Below are 20,391 nucleotides of genomic sequence, written 5' to 3'. Positions count from 1 at the left end.
GCAGCGGCAAGGGCGACGAGAATACCACCCCAAAACCATATTTTAGCCCCTAACTGATGTGTTTTGCGCCATACTTCCTCGTTTTCTAATGTCCAAGGCGTGCGGAAGCCAACAAAATAATTAGGCTTCACACTGTTCATGTAATTCCCTATTACGCTGATAAACAGCGCTATTGCTATTGGTATGAGTTTGCCTGTGCCTGTGGTTATGCTGCCATCGGACATGGATTGGAAAACAAAAAATGAGACTACACTAAGCAGTAGGGCAACAGATAGAAGTATTTTATCTAGTTGCATGGAGGCTCTACCTGCTTTCTGTGCTGTTTTTGGGTCAAGTTGTATAAGAAGTTTGGTAAAAAAATATGAGCCGGCGTTGATCGCAGGTAGTAAAAAAATGTAAAACAAACTTTTTTTGGCAAAGCCATCCGGCTGCCCATTCAGACCGAAATGGATAGGCATAGGATCGGGTAACTGCGGATACAGCCACAGCCCATAAATTAATGGCGCTACGATGAGCAGAGTTGCCAACAAGTCGGTTCGGTTGAGTTTCATAGATATTGTTTAGCTATCGGATGATTTGAAGCGAAAAAACCATTGTAAAATTTCGTCCACAACGGTCATATTGAGTGAATAGATTACAAATTGTCCCTTTTTTTCACTGGACACAAGTTCTGCCTGCCGCAGTAGATCCAAATGATGCGAAATACTGGGCTTGCTGATTTGAAAATGCTCGGCAATCTCACCCGCAGTCATATCGCGCGTTTTCAGCAGTTCTAAGATTTCGCGTCTGGTAGGATCGTTCAATGCTTTGAAAATCGTATTCACGCGATAAATTTACTTAGATATTTAGACAATCGTCTAATGGACAATCAAAAATGTATGAAATTTTTTCGCTGCGCTTAGCATAACTTTGGACAAAATAAATGACTTTGTTTTGATGGCTGAGTTTTGGGAAAAATATAAAAGCCTGCTGATAGCACTGCTGATTGGTGCGCTTACTTTTGGATTGTTGCAATCAGTTGTTTATTTGTTGGATAGATACCGTAACCATCCTGCCTGGCCGCTAATTCCTTCGGGGGCTGTGGCAGTAATAGAAGTGCGAGAGGTTGCTACGCAATGGCGCAACCTCCGCAACAGTGCGGCATGGGAGCAGTTGGAGCAAGTTCCCTTTTTTAAACGTTGGCACAAGCAGGCTGCCAAATTAGATAGTATTGCAGATTATGCTCGCTTGCTCGGCGAGCAGACCTTGTATGTAAGCCTGCACGTAACGGCTAAGAATGATTTTGATGCTATTTTTTACATCCCTGTAGAAGCGCCCACAGAAGCTGATTTGGAAATATTGCAACAGTTATTTATTGATTTTCAGCCGGTACCTAAAGAAACGAGGGTTTATCAGGGCGAGAACCTGTATGAATTAACCGATCGCAACCGCAGTAGTATTTTTACTTTTTTGCTGGCAGATGGCTACTGGGTGGGCAGTTTTACCCCGTACCTGATAGAAGATGTTGTTCGGACGTATAATAGCTTGGGGCGAAATAATTTTCAACGTGCGCATACGAGCCTCTTTACAGCGCGGCAACTGATGGCAGATACTCCTGTGCGTCTTTACCTCAATTTTGAAAAATTAAAGGACTGGGTGGGGGTGTTTGCTGAGTTGACCGATGCAGATCTGCTGGCAAATATGACCGATGATTTGCTGCTGGGGCTGGATATTCGCAAAAACAGCTTGCGATGGATCGGGGCTACTGCCAACGCGCGCGAGAAACAACTGACTGCTTTTTTGAAAGATAATCCCCCTGCTCCCCTCCGCCCGATAGCAAGGTGGATTCCTGCCGAAACTGCCTATCTGTATCGCATTGGTGCTACAGACGGCGGACAGTTGTACAAGCAGCTGCGCAAATACTGGGCGGTTCATCAGCCATTGTTGTTAGATAAAATGGATTCTCTGGCAGAAAAAACAGGGCTTGATGCAGAAGATTTTTACACACAACTGGATGGAGAAATTGCTTTGGCAGTTTCAGAAATCCTGCCCGACGGACAGGCAGACCGCTGCATACTGGTGGCTAGTAAAGACAGCCGCAAAGCCTTGCGCTTATTGGAGCAGGCAGCAAAGGAAACACTGAAAAATCCTAAAGATACGCTTTTCAGCGAGCGATACGGGAAACTGAGGATCGTTCAGCTTCCACTGCCGGACCTGCCCCTGATGCTATTTGGGGAAGCATTTGGCGGCTTTCCGCAGGTTTTTGTAGCAGTTAATGCACAATACCTAATTTTTGGTAATCGTCCCTCTGCCCTGAAAAATTACACCGACGAGATCGAGCGCGGCAATACATGGGCGCTGCCCGAGAAGCAATACCTGTTTGATGGACTGGACTCGGCAGCGCACATCAACTTGATTGTGCACCACAAACGCAACTGGACGCGGCAGCAGCAGTATCTCTCCTCGACTACAGAAAAAAACGCGATGCTATATCTGCGCCAGTGGTTATTTTTTACCAATTTTAGTTTTGAGTTGAGTGGCAAACCACAGGGTCATTTTTTGGCGCGAGTCATTATAGGACATGGCGACCGCAGGAATACGACCACAGGCATTCCCCAAAAGTTGTGGGAGGTCAATCTGGGCAGCCCTTTGCGCGAGCAGCCGCAGTTGGTCATTAACCACAACAACCGATCTACTGAACTAATTTTTCAAGACCAAAGTAACAACCTGCATTTGATTACTGCAAATGGCAAAAAGTTGTGGAGTCTGTCTATGGGCGTACCCGTTACAAGTGGTTATCCGCAGATTGACTATCTGAACAACGGCAAACTACAGTATCTGCTCACCACTACACAGGCACTTTATCTGGTTGATCGGTTGGGACGCATTGTCAGCGGCTTTCCTGTTCAGCGCGACTGGGGCGGCACGCTGGATCGGCTCGGTGTGATTGATTACGACAATACTAAAGACTATCGCTTTGCGCTTTCTACCGCCAACGGAAACATCTTCTTGCTCAGTAAGAGTGGGCAGGTCTTGCAGGGCTGGGCGCCGCGAAAAACTACAGGATCGCTGGCAATACCGCTGCAACATTTGCGCATCCAGTCAAGAGATTGTATGATTGCCGTACAAGACGGCGGGAGCTTGATCTTGATGAAGCGCAACGGGGAAAGCTATGCAGGTTTTCCGGTAACTCTACAGCAGCCTATTTATCCTGCTGCTGTGATAGAGGCAGGTACTGATTTTGCGAGTTATCACGTGCGGATACTGACGGAAAGCGGCGAACTGCTCCGCATTAATTTTGAAGGACAAGTTGCCGGACGGGAGCAATGTTATGATGATGCAGGTGGCGGGTATTTTAGTTTTTGTACAGACCAAAGCGGGAGCGGGCGTTGGATCGTAGCCCGCCAGCTCCAAAATCGCCTGATTTGTACAGACATGAACGGTAAAGTATTATTTCGGCAAACATTGAACGACGACAGCCGCCACTGGGTGCAGTTTTTTGGCTTTGGCGCAGGTGCCGATGTAGTTGCTGTTACCAATGCCAAAACGGAACTCTGTCGCCTCTATCTGACAAATGGAGATTTGCTTACAAAAGAGCCGATACCCTCGCGACAGCCCGTTGCTGTGCGCTTAAATGAGCAAAAACGCACCGTATTGGTTTTTGCAGGGCATCAGAACAAGTTGCAGGCATGGGAGGTGGCGTTGTGATGTGCAGCAGGCATAGAATTTTATCGTAATTTTACAGCGCGTTTTTTGCGCAAGACTAACACCCTACTATTCACGTGAAGAAATACCTGTTCTTGTTCCTGCTATATACTGCATCTTTTTCGCTTGCAGCACAAATATCGGCCACACAAAGCCGTTTATTAGACGATCTTAAAATACTGGCCTCGGTTGAGTTTGAGGGCAGGCGAACCGGTACGGAAGGCGCTGCTAAGGCGCGCAATTTCTTGCAAAAACGCTTTGCAGAAATAGGTTTGAAACCTGCTTTTGGCAGCAGCTACGAACAAAAATTCGAGTTTAAAAATCGCCAAAGCGAAACTTTACAAGGGATCAATATGGCGGGTGTAATTGAGGGGAAAAATAAAAATCTTTGGATTGTAGTCTGCGCGCACTACGACCACTTAGGCAAAGTAGGCAACGATATTTTCCCGGGAGCAGATGACAATGCTTCGGGAGTGGCTGCACTGCTTGCACTGGCAGAACGTTTTGCCAAAGAAAAACCCCTACACAACATATTGTTTCTTGCGCCGGATGCTGAGGAAATGGGACTAAAAGGCTCGCGCTACTTTGTAGAAAATCTGCCTTTTCCGATTGCCAATCTTGCATTGAATATCAATATGGATATGGTTAGCCGAAGCGCAAAGAATGAATTATTTGCTGTTGGCGCCTACCACACTCCGCTGCTGAGAAATATTTTAGAAAAACAAGCCATCAAAGACTTTACACTTACTTTTGGACACGACGAACCCAAAGAACAGCCCGGCTACGACTGGAGCAATGCCTCAGATCACGCGCCTTTCCATCAGAAGGGAATTCCTTTCATTTACTTTGGTGTGGACGACCACGAAGACTACCACAAACCAACAGACACCTTTGATCGCATACAACCCGAATTTTTTTCAGCCGTAGTTAAAGGGATTGGGGACAGTATCCAACTTTTGGATAAAAATCTTGTTCCTATTTATAAGCAAAAGAAAAAACGTTAATGAAAGCGCGTGTTTTCAGAACTTTTCTTGCCGTAGCGGTTGCAACGAGTCTGTTTTGGGGTTGCCAGACGCAGCAGACTGTCGTTAGTACAATTAGCGATACTCGCACGCTTGCCTATATCGGCAATCAACCTGTGAGCGTAGGGGAATTTCGCTATCTGTATGAAAAAAACAGCAGCAATGACTCTATGGCTTACACTGAGTCAAATTTGCGCGAGTATTTACAGTTGTTTGTCAATTTTAAGCGCAAGGTGTACGAGGCGCGCTCATTGGGCTATGATACTACGCAGTCCTACAAATCTGAACTTGCCGATTACCAGAAGCAACTGGCAAAGTCTTATCTGTCTGTCAATGCCTACACCGACCGTATGGTGAAAGAAGCCTATCAGCGCTTGCAGGAGGAAATCAATGCCGCCCATATCCTCATCCGTTGCCCCCGCGATGCTTCCCCACAAGATACGCTGGTAGCCTTTCGCAAGATTCAGGACTTACGCCGTCGTGCGCTTGCGGGCGAAGACTTCGGTATGCTGGCAGCTACTTACTCAGAAGATCCTGCCGCCAAAGAAGAAAAAGGCAACTTAGGCTATTTCACAGCCTTGCAAATGGTCTATGATTTTGAAGATATTGCATATAAAACACCCGTAGGACAGATTTCTGAAGTGGTTCGGACGCAGTTTGGCTACCACATCGTCAAAGTTATGAGTCGCCGCCCCAACAGAGGCGCTATCAAAGTAGCGCATATTATGGCACGATTCCCCGAAAAAGCAACTGCTGCCGACTCTATTGCCACCTTAGAGCGCATTCGTGCTATTCGGCAGCGGTTATCCGAGGGCGGCTCTTGGGATTCGCTTTGCTTGGCCTACAGCGACGATGCTAACTCGCGCGATATTGGCGGAGAGTTGCAGTGGTTCAGTATCGGTACGATGATTCCTGCTTTTGCCGAGCCGGCTTTCCAATTGAAAAATATTGGCGATATTTCTGATCCTGTACAGACACAGTACGGCTGGCATCTGATTAAGCTCAAAGACCGCCGCCCGATAGAGTCCTTCAACGAGTTGGAGCCCATTTTACGTCAGAAAATCAGCAAAGACTCGCGGGGACAGATGAGCCGCAGCTATTTGATCACCAAGCTCAAAAAAGAAAATGACTGGATAGAAAACGAGCATGTCAAACAAATACTGCTCGCCATGCCCGATGAATCAATTTTACAGGGCGAGTGGAACTACGATCGTGCATCCAATGATCTGTCCAAAATAGTGTTTACGATCAAAGGTAAGCCCTATTTGCTGCGCGATGCAGCACTTTTTATCGAAAATAATCAGGGAATGGGGCAGAGACAAGGAACTGTACTGAGTGAATTTGTTCACAAATTGTACGAGCAGTTTGTAGCACAGTCGCTTATCGAGTACGAGGAAGCACATTTGGCAGAAAAATATCCTGATTATGCCTATCTGCTCAATGAGTACCGCGAGGGAATTCTCCTGTTTAAGATCATGGAGGAACGCGTTTGGGGTAGAGCCTTGACCGACCGCGAAGGCCTGCAAAAGTTTTTTGACAATAACCGCAGCCGCTATCAGTGGCCCGATCGGGCGCAGGTGAGTATCTACACTGTCGCATCGCAGAAGATCTTGCAGCGCATCAAGGAAGAATACAAAAAAGATTATTACCTCGATGGCGATCTTTCGGATATCGGGCAATTTGCCTACGCCCCCGGACAATCGCAGCCCAGTGCAGATGCTCTCCAAAATTTGACCCAGCTCCTGAATATTCTTAAGCGCGATACGACCACGATCGTAGAACTGAGTGCGAGCTATACGCCACGCGAAAGTCGTCAGATTGCACAGGCAAGGATGCGCATACTAAAAGAGCGTATTATTGCTGCCGGTATCTCACCGCTGCGCATAGCTGAGGCTGTACAGCCAATCAGTCAGGGCACAAACTCACAGGCACAGGTGCTGGTGTACGGGCGCAACAAAAAAATCATGGTTCAGAACCTCAACCGTGAGATTCCACTTTCTGTGCAACTGAATGAAGGACTGTTTGGGCGCGGCGAGAACCCGATAGTAGATGCTACGGCATGGAAGAAAGGCGATTATGAGCTACAGATAGGTAATAAGTGGTACTGGGTGATTATACACGAAGTACAGCCTGCGCGTCCGAAAGAGCTAAGCGAAACTCGCGGTATCGTTATTGCCGATTATCAGCAGTTTTTGGAAGCCGAGTGGTTAAAAACATTGGAAAACCGCTATCCCCTGCGCTTGGAGCAAGATGTGTTCAACCAACTGATTCGCAAAAAATGAACCGACAGATACAACGATTATTCATGGCTGGTGCGGTTGCTGCTGCACTTGGAGTTGCTATTGGAGCTTTTGGGGCGCATGGCTTAAAGCCGATGCTGATGGCTACCGGTAGGTTAGATACCTTTGAAACAGCTGTTAAGTACCATTTTTATCATGCCTTAGGAATGTTGCTACTGTCTGTATGGGCAAAAATGACAGACAAAGCGCAGCAGGCAATCATACGTGCGGGCTGGCTATTGCTGGGCGGTACGGCGATCTTTTCAGGATCGCTCTATGCGCTTTGTCTGTTGCAGATTGGTTGGCTTGGGGCTATCACCCCGATTGGCGGTATGCTCATGATCGGAGGTTGGCTGTATGCCGCATTGGCCGCGCGCGCCTAATCATCTTGTCGCCTATCTTCGCAGCCACGCTCGTGCCGATCGTAAGCTGAGATAATTTGCTTTACTAATTTATGACGAACAACATCGCGCTCATGCAGTTCTACAAAGCCGATGCCCTCTACCCCATTGAGGATTTTCAGTGCCTCGACCAGCCCCGAGCACTGCTTGCGCGGCAAATCTATTTGCGAGCGATCACCGGTGATAATCATTTTAGAATAAGGGCCCAGCCGAGTCAGGATCATCTTCATCTGCATAGCTGTTGTGTTTTGCGCTTCATCTATAAGGATAAAGGCATGATTCAGCGTCCGTCCGCGCATAAATGCAATCGGGGCAATTTCGATGATATTCCGCTCCTGATAGAATTTTAGTTTTTCGGCTGGGATCATGTCCTCCAGTGCATCGTACACAGGGCGCAGGTAAGGGTCTATTTTTTCTTTCAGATCGCCCGGCAGGAAGCCAAGATTTTCGCCTGCTTCTACAGCAGGACGCGTGATGACGATTTTTTTGACTTGTTTATTTTTCAATGCACGCACAGCAAGTGCAACAGCAAGGAAGGTTTTGCCTGTTCCGGCAGGACCGAGCGCGAACACCATGTCGTTTTGCATAGCTGCCTCTACGAGCTTGCGCTGGTTAGCAGTACGCGGCTTAATCGCTTCTCCGTGAACACCGTGCAAGATGGTTTCATCTGATTCTTTGCGGACAGACCACTCGCTTTGATGTTCGCTCAGGTATGCGTCTATACTTTCAGACGTAACCTTACCGAACCTATTGTAATACTCCAATAGTCCATTGATAAGCTCATTGATGCGTACAATCTCAGTAGAGTTACCTCGAATACGCAACTCACTTCCTCTGGAAATGATTTTTGTGTGCGGGAAGGCTTGTGTGATTTGGCGTAGATTACTGTTTTCTGCACCAAAAAAATCTACAAGCGATACATCTTCTAAGTGAATGACTTTTTCTACCAAACTAATTGCTGTCTTAGACTTTGTACTAAATTAAGTGTTGGCGGCTGAAAATGCAACTACTCTACCCAGTGAAGTGTGAGCATGTTCGTACGGCGATACTCTTCGTTCATAGGCATGGTAGCAGTACTAATAAACAAATCCCCTTTTGCAAGATAACCTTTTTCTACAAGGATTTGTTCTGTCGCCTTCAATGTAAGGTACGTACTCTGAAACTTGTCGTAATAGAAACAGCGCACTCCCCACAGCAAATTGAGTGTAGTAAGCAAGTGCTGATTTTCGGTGAATACAAAAATACCTGCGTTGGGACGGCGGCTGGAAAGTTGGAAAGCGCTATAGCCTGAGCGGGTAATGCAAATAAGCGCCTTGGCTTCGGTCAGTTCTGCCAGCCTACAGGCTGCATGACCAATCATGTTGGCACTGTATTCGTTTTTATTGCCTTCTTTTGGAACGTCGTGGTACTTGTTGTAGATGTTGCCATAAGACTCTGCGGCAGTCAGAATACGCACCATACTTTTAACCGCTTCTACGGGATATTTGCCGCTGGCTGTTTCTGCACTCAGCATCACCGCATCGGCACCGTCTAACACGGCATTGGCAACGTCGTTTGCCTCAGCACGGGTCGGGCGTGGGTTGATGATCATACTTTCCATCATCTGCGTGGCTACTATCACAGGCTTGGCTTGCTTTACGCACTTGGCGACAATTTTTTTCTGCCAGAGAGGTACTTCTTCCATCGGGATTTCTACGCCCAAATCACCGCGAGCTATCATCACCGCATCTGTGGCAGCAATGATCCCGTCAATATTTTTAAGCGCATGAGGAGTTTCTACTTTGGCAATAATTTTTGTAACCTTTCCGCTGTCGTTGATGATGCGGCGCAGGTCGTTCAGGTCTTCTGCCTGACGCACAAAGGAGAGCGCTATCCAATCTACGTTATTCTCCAGTCCGAAAACCAGATCTTCCAGATCTTTGGGTGTAAGAGAAGGCTCGGATACAAGTGTATTGGGCAGATTGATGCCTTTTTTAGACTTGATCAGCCCGCCGTAAACAGTAGTTGCAAAAACTTCGGTTGCTGTAACACTGTCCACCCGAAACTCTAAATTCCCGTCGTCTATCAGGATGGGTTCACCGGGTTTTACGTCCTTTGCTAAGTTGTAGGTGCATGTAAGACGTTCCTTAGTACCAACTCCTTTTTCGTAAGCAATTACAATTTTATCGCCTGCCTCTACCATTACACCGTTGTTTTCTACTTCGCGCAGGCGGATTTTTGGACCTTGCAAATCTTGCAAGATGGCTACTGTCATTTCCATTTCCTGATTTAACTCGCGAATCATATGGATAACTTTCAGATGATCTTCGTGGCTGCCGTGTGAAAAATTGAGTCGGAAAACATCTACACCTGCCAGCATGAGTTCGCGGAGTTGCTCGCGTGAGTTGGAAGCAGGCCCTACAGTGGCTACTATTTTTGTTCGGTTGTAATTTTCAGTTATCATTCTTTTTTGCTTGCAGAAGTGAGGTTAAAAACTTTCCTGCCGTTAGTTTTGTCGGCGATAAAGTTAGGTTTTTTTGAGAAATTAAAAAGAACAAGCCTTGGCAGAAGTTTCGGTGCAGCAGAAAATCAACGACAGGCAGCAACTGCTTGCTGTTCTGATAGATCCCGATAAGGTGATGTTCGATCATCAGGCCGAGTGGTGGCGCATGCTGGGGCGGCATTTACCCGACCTACTGCTTGTTGGTGGCAGTTTACTCACCAAAGGAGATGTACACCATACGGTTACATGGCTCAAAGATCGTTTCAATATTCCGGTATGGCTTTTTCCGGGTAGCTATCAGCACCTCAGCCCTGCGGCCGATGCGCTGCTGCTGCTATCGCTGGTATCGGGTCGCAACCCAGACTTCTTGATTGGGCAGCATGTAGCGGCTGCCCCGCTGATCCGTCGAATGAACCTTCAGACCATCCCAACAGCTTACATACTCATAGACGGAGGCAGGCCTACAACCGTATCTTACATCAGCAATACACAGCCTATACCTGCCAATAAGCCCGATTTAGCCGCAGTAACTGCTATGGCAGCAGAGATGCTGGGGATGCAAATGATTTATCTGGAAGCAGGCAGTGGAGCGATTCGCCCTGTCCCTGCGGAGGTAATTGCAGCAGTACGACGGGCGGTTAGCCTACCTTTGATTGTTGGCGGCGGGATTCGCTCCGTAGATGCACTGGCAACTGCGTACTGTGCCGGAGCTGATGTAGTAGTCATTGGAACAGCGTGGGAACAAAACCCTGCCATACTTGCAGACATGGTCGCCATGAGAGATGAGACCAACAGAAATGTCCGGTAATTTCCCGTAAAACCTTATCTTGCAACATAAATAAACTATCCATTTATGTTATCACCTGCACAGTTAGACTCTCTAGCCGATAAAATCAATGCGGCAGTAGATCTGCCATTTGTTAATGAAGCAATTGAAAAACAGATGCTTATGACTGTTTTGCAACAGTTTAACGGAGTGATCGGCAGCCTGCTCAGTGCTGAGCAATTAGCAGCGCTCGGCGACCCCAACAAGGGCTTGTCCTTAGACAGCGCTGCAAAAAACAGCCTTCAGGGCGATCTGATGCAACAAATTGCCGGCAAGTTGAACATGGGTATGTTGAACAGCGCTATGGGCAGAGGAGTTTCAAAAATCATTTCCGAAACCTTAGTGAATGCCATGCAAAAAGGTAACAAACTGTAAAAACTGTATCTTTGCCATTATTGATTGATTGGTTGCAAAGATTTCTGCTTGTTTTTCAGGTGCTTGTACTGATGGTAGTCGGTACATCTATTTGTTTTGCCCAACAGGTAAAACCTAGTGGAACATTTAATAAAAAATCGGTTAAAATAGGCGAGCCGGTAGCCTACACGCTGGTATTTCGATATCCGGCTTCTATGGAAGTACGCTTTCCCGATACGCTGTTTAACTATAAGCCCTTCGAACTACTGTCTAAAAAGCATTTCAATACCCGCACCGATCATGCAGGTATGAGTATTGACAGTACGATTTATACGCTTGCCACTTTCCAGACGGATAGCATCCTGTTTTTTACACTGCCTGCAATTGTACTGCGCAATGGCGATACAACTGCTATTGCAGCAGATTCGGCTGCTATTCTGATAGAGAAAATTATTCCTGCCGCCGATGCAGAACAGGCCAAGCTCATTTCAACTACCGATTATTTTGTCGTTGACAGAGGCTTGAATTATCCTTACATTATTGCCGGATTAAGTGGTTTTTTGCTGCTATTGACACTGACCTACTGGATATTTGGCGGGCGTATTCGCAAAGCCTTGCGTTTGCAACGCCTCCGCCGCAAGTTCGAGCGATTCATCAATGAGTATCTGCCCTACACCGAGCGACAGTTAAGCCCTGAAGCAGCCGAACACGCATTAGCACTTTGGAAAAGCTACCTGCAAGGTTTACAGGGAATCCCCTATACAACCTACACATCCAAAGAAATCGCAGCTATTTTACCCGATAAATCCTTAGAGCAGACGCTCAGACAACTGGATTTGGCTATTTACGGCAATAAAATAGATGCTCAGACTGTGGCAGCTACTGTCTTTTTAGCAGATTTTGCCAGAGAAGCCTATCGCTTAAAAATAGAGGAGGTGCGCAATGCCTGAGTGGTTATCGTGGAGATGGTTTCTGCCTGCTACTTTGCAGCAGTTCGACTGGGGTACTGCGCCCTATGAAGGTTATTACTTCCTCGTGATTATGCTGCTGCCTGTGCTGTATATTCTGCGTTGGCTGGTACATTTCCGCAACAGGCAGAAGTTGGAGATAGCTATGTTGGAGCGCGATGCGCACAATGACACGTGGGCATGGCTGCGGCACATTCCAAGCGTACTGATGCTGCTGATGTTGAGTATGTTCTTACTTGCACTGGCGCGTCCGCAGCGCACTAACGAGCAAGTCGAACGCTCGCTGGAAAGTATTGATATTATGCTCTGTCTGGATATATCCGAGTCAATGGATGCGGAGGATTTCCTCCCCAACCGCCTTGAAGCAGCAAAAGAAGTAGCGCGTAAGTTTGTGGCAGGACGCACACAGGATCGGATTGGTATTGTGATCTTCTCGGGCGAAGCCTATGCACTCAGCCCGCTAACAACCGATTATGGTCTGTTAGACAATTACCTCAAAGAAATCAACTTTGATATGATTCCCGATGGAGGAACTGCTATTGGCAGCGCTTTGGGAGTAGCTACCGTCCGCTTGAAAGACTCGCAGGCAAAGACCAAAATAGTAATCTTGCTCAGCGACGGGGAGAACAACGCAGGTAATATTTCCCCTGAAGATGCTGCCAAACTAGCCTTTGCCGATGGCATCCGTATTTATACTATCGGTGTAGGTAAGGAAGGGCGCGTACCGATCGGCAAAAATGTATTCGGTGATACGCGCTACGTAGAAAATAGCATGGACGAAAGCACGCTCCGGCAGTTGGCAGAAATTGGCGAAGGGCAGTATTTCCGCGCACAGGACAATAACGCGCTGGCCGAAATTTTTGCGCGAATAGATCGCTACGAAAAAGTGCAGATTAAAGAAAAGCGCTTTCGCGATGTGAAAGATTATTACCGGATTTACCTAATGTGGGGAATAGTTTTCTTCTTGCTGTGGATGGCGCTGAAAAATACCTTTATCTTTAACGCACTGGAAGATTAGCGCAGCCTGTCCATCGAGCGCACCAGCATCTCGTCGCGGCGGATGAAACGATTGGCCAGCGCATTGCAAACTAAGGCTACCCCAGGCATGTAGAATCCAATACCATAAGCGCCTTTAACAGTAGGCAAAAAGAATTTTTCGCCCTGAAAAGATAGCCACACCTCGCCAATCAGCACAGCACTCAGCACAAGTGTATTGATCAGGTTGATCAGCACCTGCAACTTGCGGTTTTTGTAGCTAAACAGCGCCATACCCGCCAATACGATGGCAATAGCTGCACCGATGCCTAAGTAAATCACATTCTGTTTGTGTACAACCTGTCCGTCTGCCTGATGCAGCAGGGTGGCAATAGTGAGCGATGCTTGTGCGCCTGTTTCGGGGTTTTGCTTGCTCCACAGTGGAAAAAATAGCATCAGCGTCATAGAAAGCATTACCAATAGCAGAAAAACCGATTGAATGCGTTGGATCATGGTAACATAAAGTTAATTTTAAGCCTCAAAAATAAGGCAAAACACAAATCATTTTTATGCACATTTCCGTAAAACACATTATTGCGGACGAAGATCTTGAAAAGGCTTTCAATATTCGGCGTAACGTTTTCGTCATAGAACAGCAAGTGCCCGAAGAGGAAGAATATGATGAGTTTGAATCATCAAGCCGTCATTTTTTGGCAATGGCAGATGGGGTGCCTTGTGGCACAGCGCGTTGGAGATTTACTGACAAGGGAGTAAAAATGGAGCGTTTTGCCGTATTAGCCGACTATAGAAGCAAAAAAGTTGGCAGCGCTTTAGTAGAGACTGTACTTACAGACATTAGCCAAAATCCTGAAAGTAAAAATCAAATAATTTACCTGCACGCACAACTGTCTGCTATGCCATTGTACGCCAAATTCGGTTTTCAGGCAGTGGGCGAGATGTTCTCCGAGTGTAATATCTGGCATTACAAGATGATTTTGCCGCCTCAATCAAATGAAGCGAAATAAAAGCGATGTTATCTAACGAAGTAATTTTCTTTACCGGCTTTACAATCTTTATTGTCGGTGTTTTGGCACTTGACTTAGGCCTATTTTCGAAGAAAGATCATGTAGTTAAGTTTAAAGAGGCTGCTGCATGGAGTGCTGTATGGGTGCTGTTTGCCTTGGGCTTTTATATCCTGTTAGACAGGCAAGGACATCTGATACATGGTATAGAAAGCTATGAAGATCTGGAGCGTGTAGTGAGTAACTACATGCCGAGAAAGGTAGTGCTTTACCCCGATGACTTTGAGCGAAGCCTTGCCGCCTACCGCGATATGATGTCGCTTGAGTTTATTACCGGCTATCTGTTGGAATATTCTCTTTCGGTAGATAATATATTTGTTATTATCATGATTTTCACATCATTCGGGGTGCGCGAAAAGTACTTTAAAAAAGTACTCTTCTGGGGGATCATGGGCGCAATTGTGATGCGATTTATCTTTATTTTCGTTGGAGCTGCACTGATCAATACCTTTGGTTGGATCATGTACCTGTTTGGAGGATTTCTGATCTATACGGGTATTAAAATGTTCTTTGAACGCAATCAGGAAGAAACGATAGACCCTGCCAAACATCCCGTTGTTAGGCTGGCATCAAAATGGTTTCGCGTATATCCGCGCTATGTACGCAACCGCTTTTTTGTCAAAAAACGAGGGCATTGGTATCTCACGCCGCTTTTCATAGTGGTGATGATCATCGAATTTACCGATCTAATTTTTGCAATAGATTCAGTGCCTGCTGTATTTGCAGTAACTCAAGACCCTTACATCGTATTCTTTTCCAACATCTTTGCTATTCTGGGCTTGCGCTCTATGTTCTTTTTCCTGTCCAACATCGTTCACATATTCCATTACCTCAAAGTCGGCCTTTCGGCACTTCTGGTATTTATTGGCATCAAGATGATTGCACACCACTGGATGGGCGAATGGGGCTTTAAAACCGTACATTCGCTGTATGTCATTCTTGGAATTTTGGGCATAAGTATTGTAGCTTCTTTGTTATTCCCTGTCAAAGAACCTGCTACAGCGACCATTCCTGAACATGATATAGTAAAAGAAAATATAGAGCATGTAAAGGAAGAGTTTGCCAAGCGTTTGGACTAAAAAGCGCATGATAAGAGCATCTGTTGTTTTGTCCTTATTTGTAATGATGCTAACCTTCGGCGAGTGGTTGCCCAATGGCAGGCATTCGCCGAAGGTTAGCTTTGATTTACCAACTTATCTGCCCGTATTACTCGATTCGCCCCCCGCCGAAGGCGGAGAAGAACTCAGCGAAAAAGCAAAAAGGGCACAACAAAGGAAGGAAGAACTTTCCCCGGATTGCATCTGCCCCCAAAATCTTCGCGATTCTATTATTTTCGAGCAAGTAGAGGCAAGTTTTTATGCCAACTACTACGATACCCTGCAACTCGACCCGAGCATCATTTATGCGGCTAATCCGGCAATTGAGCATGCCCGTCGGGAGGAAGATCGCCGCCGCCGCCGCATAGATAAAATACACCAGAATCCTGCCTTGTACGAGCAGTTGCGAGCCAAACAGCGCACCTTGCATGCTATCAAAACACAGATTTGCTGTCTGATTAAGTTTGCTAAGCAGGAAATGGGGCGCAGCAGCGTAGGCGAAGAGTACGAAGATATGCGTACCCACCCGATCATGCGAAAGTATGGTGCTTTGCAAGCCAAGATTAACAGAAATATGGCGTTGCTCAACATAGACCTTGAAAATTACAGAGAAGCCCGCGGCAATCAGGCTTTGCAACTTTTTCACAGCATGGAAAAGCAATTCAACGATCTGAAAGGCAGAACCGAAGGCTATTCTGACGACTCGATTCGCAACAGCCTGCGCGAGAGGTCGAACCAGATCGCGATTCAGCAGCTGAAGGCCTACCTTTTTATGAGTAAAATGCCGCCAAACATCAACTGCAAGAGCGGGGTCGGATATTGGTTCAAAGGTTTACCGCCGGAGCGCGTTGCCGATATTGATCCTAAATCCGATTGCGTAGGCTATGTTGTTTCTTTAGGTAAAAATCATAACTTGCTTATCCTACGCGTGCGCGGCAGCAGTTTGGAAGACAATGCTCCCATAGATCGGGTAGTGGCGGTAGTCTGGCGCAAAGTGCGCGAAATCCGCAAAGTAGGCGACGATACCCAAAAGCCGCCGTCCGACATCGGCGCAATTGACTTGATGTAATACCAAAATGAATCATCTACCATGCAGTTTCGTAGGGATTGCATATTGCCTGCTCGTTTTTATTTGCCGCTGTCAAAAGTTATTTTTGGAAAAAACATACATTCAACCACAGCATGGCAAGCATCGAAGAGGAAATACAAGGACGTTTCCAGAATGACCGACACAAATCGTTGGTGAACCTAATCTACACAGCTAACTGGATCAATTCCGAGTTGGACAACTTCCTGAAAAAACACAACATTACTTCTCAGCAATACAATATGTTGCGGATCTTGCGCGGTGCATACCCCAAGCCGGTTTCTTTGAAGTACGTTCGTGTACGAATGCTGGATAAGATGTCCGATGTTTCGCGCATGGCAGACAAACTCGAAGACAAGGGCTATATCAACCGCTGGCAGTGCGACGATGATCGGCGTATCGTAAATGTAGTAATCAATGAACGCGGAATGCAGTTGTTAAAATCGGCAGATGAGGATGTTCGTCGGATTGAAGCCCGCTTTGGTGCTTTGCAAGCCGAAGAATTAGTACAACTCAATTGCCTGCTGGATAAACTGCGTACGGAAAGCTACCGCTACGACTAACGGCGATAGTCGTCCAGAAAATTTTCTAATTTATCCAACGCTACTGCCAACTCATCTACCGTAGGTAAAAACACAATTCTAAAATGATCGGGATGAGGCCAGTTAAAGCCCGAACCTTGTACGATGAGCAGATGTTGCTGCCGTAGTAGATCCAGAACAAACTGCTGGTCATTATCTACCCTGTACATTTGCGTATCAATTTTGGGAAACATATAGAATGCTCCTTTGGGCTTTACGCAGCTGACCCCCGGCATCTGGTTGAGCCGCTGCCAGCAATAGTCGCGCTGTTTGCGCAGCCTTCCACCAGGCAAAACAAGCTCGTTGATGCTCTGATAGCCGCCCAGCGCCGTCTGAATAGCAAATTGCGCGGGGACATTGCTGCAAAGCCGCATACTCGCAAGCGTATTGAGTCCGTTAATGTAGGACTGCGCATGCTTTTTGTCGCCGCTCAGAATCATCCAGCCGCCGCGAAAGCCGCAAGCGCGATAGGCTTTGGAAAGACCGCCATAAGTTACAAACAGGGTTTCATCTGAAAAGGCTGCTACAGAAAAATGAGCAGTATCGTCGTACAGGATTTTGTCGTAGATCTCGTCTGAGAATACAATCAGGCGATGTCTGACGGCAAGTGCTACCAATTGTTGCAACAGATCTGAGGAGTAAACTGCACCTGTTGGATTATTGGGATTAATAAGAACGATTCCCTTAGTTCTCGAAGTGATTTTCCGTTCTATATCTGTTAGGTCGGGTGTCCAGTCTGCTTGTTCATCGCATATGTAATGTACGGGAACGCCTCCCGAAAGATTAATCGCCGATGTCCAGAGCGGATAGTCGGGTGCAGGTACGAGGATTTCATCGCCGTCGTTGAGCAGCGCCTGCATCGAAAGCAAGATCAACTCGCTGACTCCGTTGCCAATAAAAATATCTTCAATGCCTACTCCTTTAATCGCTTTCAGTTGGGAGTAGTGCATGACTGCTTTGCGGGCAGCAAACAATCCTCTGGCATCTACGTAGCCCTGTGCATTGCGCAGGTTCACGATAATATCGTGGATGATTTCATCGGGCGCATCGAAGCCAAAAGGTGCAGGATTACCGATGTTGAGCCTTGTTATTTTGTAGCCCTGCATTTCCAATTCGGCAGCCTGTTCGTAAACCGGTCCGCGGATTTCATAGAAAACCCGATCTAATTTATTACTCTTTTCAAACATGTTCGGGCTTGTGCTTTATTTGACGGTTTTAGTAGTTTCTGCATCAGGCAGGATTTCAGGATCTGCCGCCGGTATTTCGTTGTGTGATGTATTTGTTGCCTTTGCAGGCTGGCTGAAGAATTTGCTCTGAAAAATCAGGATCAGTACAACGCCTGAGAAAATGGATGCATCTGCTACATTGAATATGGGCCAGAGCGAATAATAATTGCCACCAATGAGCGGTACATAGGAAGGCACTTCTCCCTCCCAGATGTCGAGATAGAACATATCAATTACCTGCCCATGAAACCATGGGTAAAGCGGTGGAGGATTAATTGTGTACAGCGCGTTGTCCAAAAATACACCGTAGAAAGTACTGTCTATCACATTGCCCAGCGCGCCACCCAGCACCAATGCCATGCACCAGAGAAAGCCCTCATGCGCACCTTTTCGCTCCATATAAAAAATGTAGATAGCAATGATGGTTACTGCAACAATGCGGAATAGTGTCAGCCCGATTTTGCCGTATTCCGAGCCGAATTCAAGCCCAAAAGCCATACCCGGGTTGAGCGTGTAGTGCAGTTTGAACCAGTCTCCGAGAACCTTGATCTCGCCTATAGGGCCCATCTGCATGTATTCGTGTACTGCCAACTTTACCGCCTGATCAATAACGATGATCACCAAAGCAAGCAGATAATATTTTAAATATTTCATTGTTAGCGATTTGTCTCTACAAAGTAAGCCAAGTTTGTGCCGATTTCCAACGGTTTGCACATTGCTTAATGGTGCTACGAGTCGTCTTTAGAACTGGAAGTAGATAAAAGGCTGTACCGCAGCAGTTTTCATTTGGAACAGCAGCAGCGCAACAAAGGCAATGATGATTGCTTTGGTCAGGTCTGGCAGTGCCGTAAATCGCACAGAAAGCAAGGTCTTAAACGAACGGGGCAGTAGGTGTGCCGTAAAACCAAAAGCGATCAGCAAGCAAGGTTTGTAATAAGCCCCAAGTGCAGAAAAGACGATTTCAGGCTGAAAGTTGAATGCTATTTGTGAGAGTATATCGCTTACTGTTTGCATGTCCGAAGCGCGGAAGAATATCCAGCAAAACGCTACAAAGTGGAAAGTCAGCAGCCCGCTCCAAATAGCAGCGCTATTGTTTTTGTCTGTTTTTTGAGCGGGAAATGCCTCCATCCACATTTTATGGACAGCCAGCGCTGCTCCGTGCAAGGCACCCCAAATGATAAATCGCACATGCGCGCCGTGCCACAAGCCGCCCAGCAGCATGGTCAGGGCGAGGTTGATGTAGGTGCGTACTTTGCCTTTGCGGTTGCCGCCAAGCGAAATGTACAGGTAGTCGCGCAGCCACGAAGACAGTGAAATATGCCAGCGCCTCCAAAAATCGGTAATGTTCTGCGCCTTATAGGGCGAGTTAAAATTCAGAGGCAGGCGGAAACCCAGCAGCAGCGCCAATCCGATAGCCACGTCGCTGTAGCCCGAAAAGTCGCAGTAGATTTGGATCGAGTAGCCATAAACTGCCATCAGGTTTTCAAAACCGCTATAAGTTAGCGGACTTTCAAAAACCCTGTCCACATAGTTGATTGAGAGATAGTCCGAAATAAAAATTTTCTTGATCAGCCCGTTAATAATCAGAAAAACGGCATGTCCGAACTCTTCTTTGCTAAGGCTGTAGGGCTTGTAGATCTGTGGCACGAAGTCCGAAGCCCGCACGATCGGTCCGGCTACCAATTGTGGAAAAAAGCTCACAAAAAAAGCAAAATCCCAAATGTTGCTTACGGGCTTTAGGTTGCCGCGATAGATATCTATTGAGTAACTGATCGTCTGGAACGTATAGAATGAAATACCAACAGGCAGAATAATATTGTCAGTATCGAAAGAAGTACCTATGAGTCGGTTGGTAAAGACTGCCAGCAAGTTGCTTGGCTGTAGTTCTGTTCCCGCCAGTTGGTTGATAATGTCCGTAAGAAAATAGGTGTATTTAAAATAGCCCAAAATAGTCAGGTTAATCACGACGCTTGCCGTTACGAGGCGCTTTCGGAACGCAGGATTATCCGATTCATAGATTTTCTTACCGATGTGGTAGTCTATGATCGTAGAAAGTATGAGCAACGTAAAGAAATAGCCTCCCGAAAGGTAGTAAAAATACATACTTACCGCCATGAGGTACAAACTGCGGGCACGATTATTCTGATAGATGAACTGATAGCCCACGAGCATCGCGCCAAAAAAAATCCAGAAAAGTGCTGCGCTGAAAATCAGCGGCTCGTTTTCTTTATAGACAAACCATTGCCACATAGCGCCAAAATTAGCCTTTTTGCATTTTTCGTATTAGTTTTTTTGTTTTATTTGCGCGCAAAAGCCTAACTATCAAG

Annotated in this window: 20 protein-coding genes; 12 read left to right on the top strand and 8 right to left on the bottom strand. The window is 46.5% G+C overall.

All coding sequences use genetic code 11. The features are described 5' to 3' along the window. Both ACWIP2_RS08055 and ACWIP2_RS08050 read right to left on the bottom strand, forming a co-directional pair. Positions 1-551, bottom strand: a 551-nt coding sequence (locus ACWIP2_RS08055; protein WP_448519407.1) for an SdpI family protein, incomplete at its 3' end; no start/stop codon positions are given. Between the two features lie 9 nt (positions 552-560). Continuing rightward, positions 561-824 carry an autorepressor SdpR family transcription factor gene (locus tag ACWIP2_RS08050; RefSeq protein WP_448519406.1) on the bottom strand — a complete coding sequence of 88 codons (264 nt, stop codon included), beginning with the start codon at positions 822-824 and terminating at the stop codon, positions 561-563. 112 nt (positions 825-936) lie between these two features. On the opposite strand from ACWIP2_RS08050, the gene ACWIP2_RS08045 reads away from it, so the two are divergent. The 4 genes from ACWIP2_RS08045 (at position 937) to ACWIP2_RS08030 (ending at position 7,368) form a co-directional block, all read left to right on the top strand. Further along, complete coding sequence (locus tag ACWIP2_RS08045; RefSeq protein WP_448519405.1) at positions 937-3,687, top strand: DUF3352 domain-containing protein; 2,751 nt, start codon at positions 937-939, stop codon at positions 3,685-3,687. A 74-nt stretch (positions 3,688-3,761) separates the two neighbouring features. After that, complete coding sequence (locus ACWIP2_RS08040; RefSeq protein WP_448519404.1) at positions 3,762-4,688, top strand: M20/M25/M40 family metallo-hydrolase; 927 nt, start codon at positions 3,762-3,764, stop codon at positions 4,686-4,688. Next, positions 4,688-6,988: a peptidylprolyl isomerase gene (locus ACWIP2_RS08035; RefSeq protein ID WP_448519403.1), complete on the top strand. Its 2,301-nt coding sequence runs from the start codon at positions 4,688-4,690 to the stop codon at positions 6,986-6,988. The genes ACWIP2_RS08040 and ACWIP2_RS08035 overlap by 1 nt, the downstream gene beginning before the upstream one ends. Next, positions 6,985-7,368: a DUF423 domain-containing protein gene (locus ACWIP2_RS08030; RefSeq protein ID WP_448519402.1), complete on the top strand. Its 384-nt coding sequence runs from the start codon at positions 6,985-6,987 to the stop codon at positions 7,366-7,368. Before ACWIP2_RS08035 ends, ACWIP2_RS08030 begins: the two co-directional genes overlap by 4 nt. Here ACWIP2_RS08030 and ACWIP2_RS08025 read toward each other — a convergent pair. Both ACWIP2_RS08025 and pyk read right to left on the bottom strand, forming a co-directional pair. Beyond that, positions 7,365-8,336 carry a PhoH family protein gene (locus ACWIP2_RS08025; RefSeq protein WP_448519401.1) on the bottom strand — a complete coding sequence of 324 codons (972 nt, stop codon included), beginning with the start codon at positions 8,334-8,336 and terminating at the stop codon, positions 7,365-7,367. The genes ACWIP2_RS08030 and ACWIP2_RS08025 overlap by 4 nt on opposite strands. 56 nt (positions 8,337-8,392) lie before the next feature. After that, entirely contained in the window at positions 8,393-9,829 is a 1,437-nt protein-coding gene (gene pyk, locus ACWIP2_RS08020; RefSeq protein WP_448519400.1) for a pyruvate kinase, read from the bottom strand. A gap of 97 nt (positions 9,830-9,926) precedes the next feature. On the opposite strand from pyk, the gene ACWIP2_RS08015 reads away from it, so the two are divergent. Genes ACWIP2_RS08015 through ACWIP2_RS08000 form a run of 4 tightly spaced genes read left to right on the top strand, consistent with a single transcriptional unit; the run spans position 9,927 to position 13,034 of the window. Then, positions 9,927-10,676: a geranylgeranylglyceryl/heptaprenylglyceryl phosphate synthase gene (locus tag ACWIP2_RS08015; protein WP_448519399.1), complete on the top strand. Its 750-nt coding sequence runs from the start codon at positions 9,927-9,929 to the stop codon at positions 10,674-10,676. Positions 10,677-10,721: 45 nt separating this feature from the next. Then, positions 10,722-11,069: a hypothetical protein gene (locus ACWIP2_RS08010; protein WP_448519398.1), complete on the top strand. Its 348-nt coding sequence runs from the start codon at positions 10,722-10,724 to the stop codon at positions 11,067-11,069. A gap of 11 nt (positions 11,070-11,080) precedes the next feature. Continuing rightward, positions 11,081-11,998 carry a hypothetical protein gene (locus ACWIP2_RS08005; protein ID WP_448519397.1) on the top strand — a complete coding sequence of 306 codons (918 nt, stop codon included), beginning with the start codon at positions 11,081-11,083 and terminating at the stop codon, positions 11,996-11,998. Then, complete coding sequence (locus ACWIP2_RS08000; RefSeq protein ID WP_448519396.1) at positions 11,991-13,034, top strand: VWA domain-containing protein; 1,044 nt, start codon at positions 11,991-11,993, stop codon at positions 13,032-13,034. Before ACWIP2_RS08005 ends, ACWIP2_RS08000 begins: the two co-directional genes overlap by 8 nt. Here ACWIP2_RS08000 and ACWIP2_RS07995 read toward each other — a convergent pair. Continuing rightward, a complete protein-coding gene (locus ACWIP2_RS07995; RefSeq protein WP_448519395.1) occupies positions 13,031-13,504 on the bottom strand; it encodes a DUF4293 domain-containing protein in 474 nt (157 codons plus the stop codon). The genes ACWIP2_RS08000 and ACWIP2_RS07995 overlap by 4 nt on opposite strands. A gap of 56 nt (positions 13,505-13,560) precedes the next feature. On the opposite strand from ACWIP2_RS07995, the gene ACWIP2_RS07990 reads away from it, so the two are divergent. The 4 genes from ACWIP2_RS07990 (at position 13,561) to ACWIP2_RS07975 (ending at position 16,820) form a co-directional block, all read left to right on the top strand. Further along, the gene (locus tag ACWIP2_RS07990; protein ID WP_448519394.1) at positions 13,561-14,016 is read left to right on the top strand and encodes a GNAT family N-acetyltransferase; all 456 of its coding nucleotides are present in this window, start codon (positions 13,561-13,563) and stop codon (positions 14,014-14,016) included. A 5-nt stretch (positions 14,017-14,021) separates the two neighbouring features. Then, the gene (locus tag ACWIP2_RS07985) at positions 14,022-15,152 is read left to right on the top strand and encodes a TerC family protein (protein ID WP_448519393.1); all 1,131 of its coding nucleotides are present in this window, start codon (positions 14,022-14,024) and stop codon (positions 15,150-15,152) included. A gap of 28 nt (positions 15,153-15,180) precedes the next feature. Next, positions 15,181-16,239, top strand: a complete 1,059-nt coding sequence (locus tag ACWIP2_RS07980; RefSeq protein ID WP_448519392.1) for a hypothetical protein — start codon at positions 15,181-15,183, stop codon at positions 16,237-16,239. 113 nt (positions 16,240-16,352) lie between these two features. Further along, positions 16,353-16,820 (top strand): MarR family winged helix-turn-helix transcriptional regulator, encoded by a 468-nt coding sequence (locus ACWIP2_RS07975; RefSeq protein WP_448519391.1) that lies wholly within the window; start codon positions 16,353-16,355, stop codon positions 16,818-16,820. Here ACWIP2_RS07975 and ACWIP2_RS07970 read toward each other — a convergent pair. The 3 genes from ACWIP2_RS07970 to ACWIP2_RS07960 all read right to left on the bottom strand — a co-directional run bounded on the left by ACWIP2_RS07970 (position 16,817) and on the right by ACWIP2_RS07960 (position 20,314). After that, entirely contained in the window at positions 16,817-18,025 is a 1,209-nt protein-coding gene (locus ACWIP2_RS07970) for a pyridoxal phosphate-dependent aminotransferase (protein WP_448519390.1), read from the bottom strand. The two genes, ACWIP2_RS07975 and ACWIP2_RS07970, sit on opposite strands and share 4 nt — an antisense overlap. Positions 18,026-18,040: 15 nt before the next feature. Then, positions 18,041-18,718: a lipoprotein signal peptidase gene (locus tag ACWIP2_RS07965; RefSeq protein ID WP_448519389.1), complete on the bottom strand. Its 678-nt coding sequence runs from the start codon at positions 18,716-18,718 to the stop codon at positions 18,041-18,043. Positions 18,719-18,805: 87 nt separating this feature from the next. Beyond that, on the bottom strand, positions 18,806-20,314 hold the full coding sequence (locus ACWIP2_RS07960; protein ID WP_448519388.1) for an MBOAT family O-acyltransferase: 1,509 nt from the start codon (positions 20,312-20,314) through the stop codon (positions 18,806-18,808). Positions 20,315-20,391: the final 77 nt, after the last annotated feature.

The sequence above is a fragment of the Rhodoflexus sp. genome, assembly GCF_053489755.1.
Note: the sequence above shows the minus strand (reverse complement) of the source record. Positions and strands in the feature narration are given on the sequence as shown.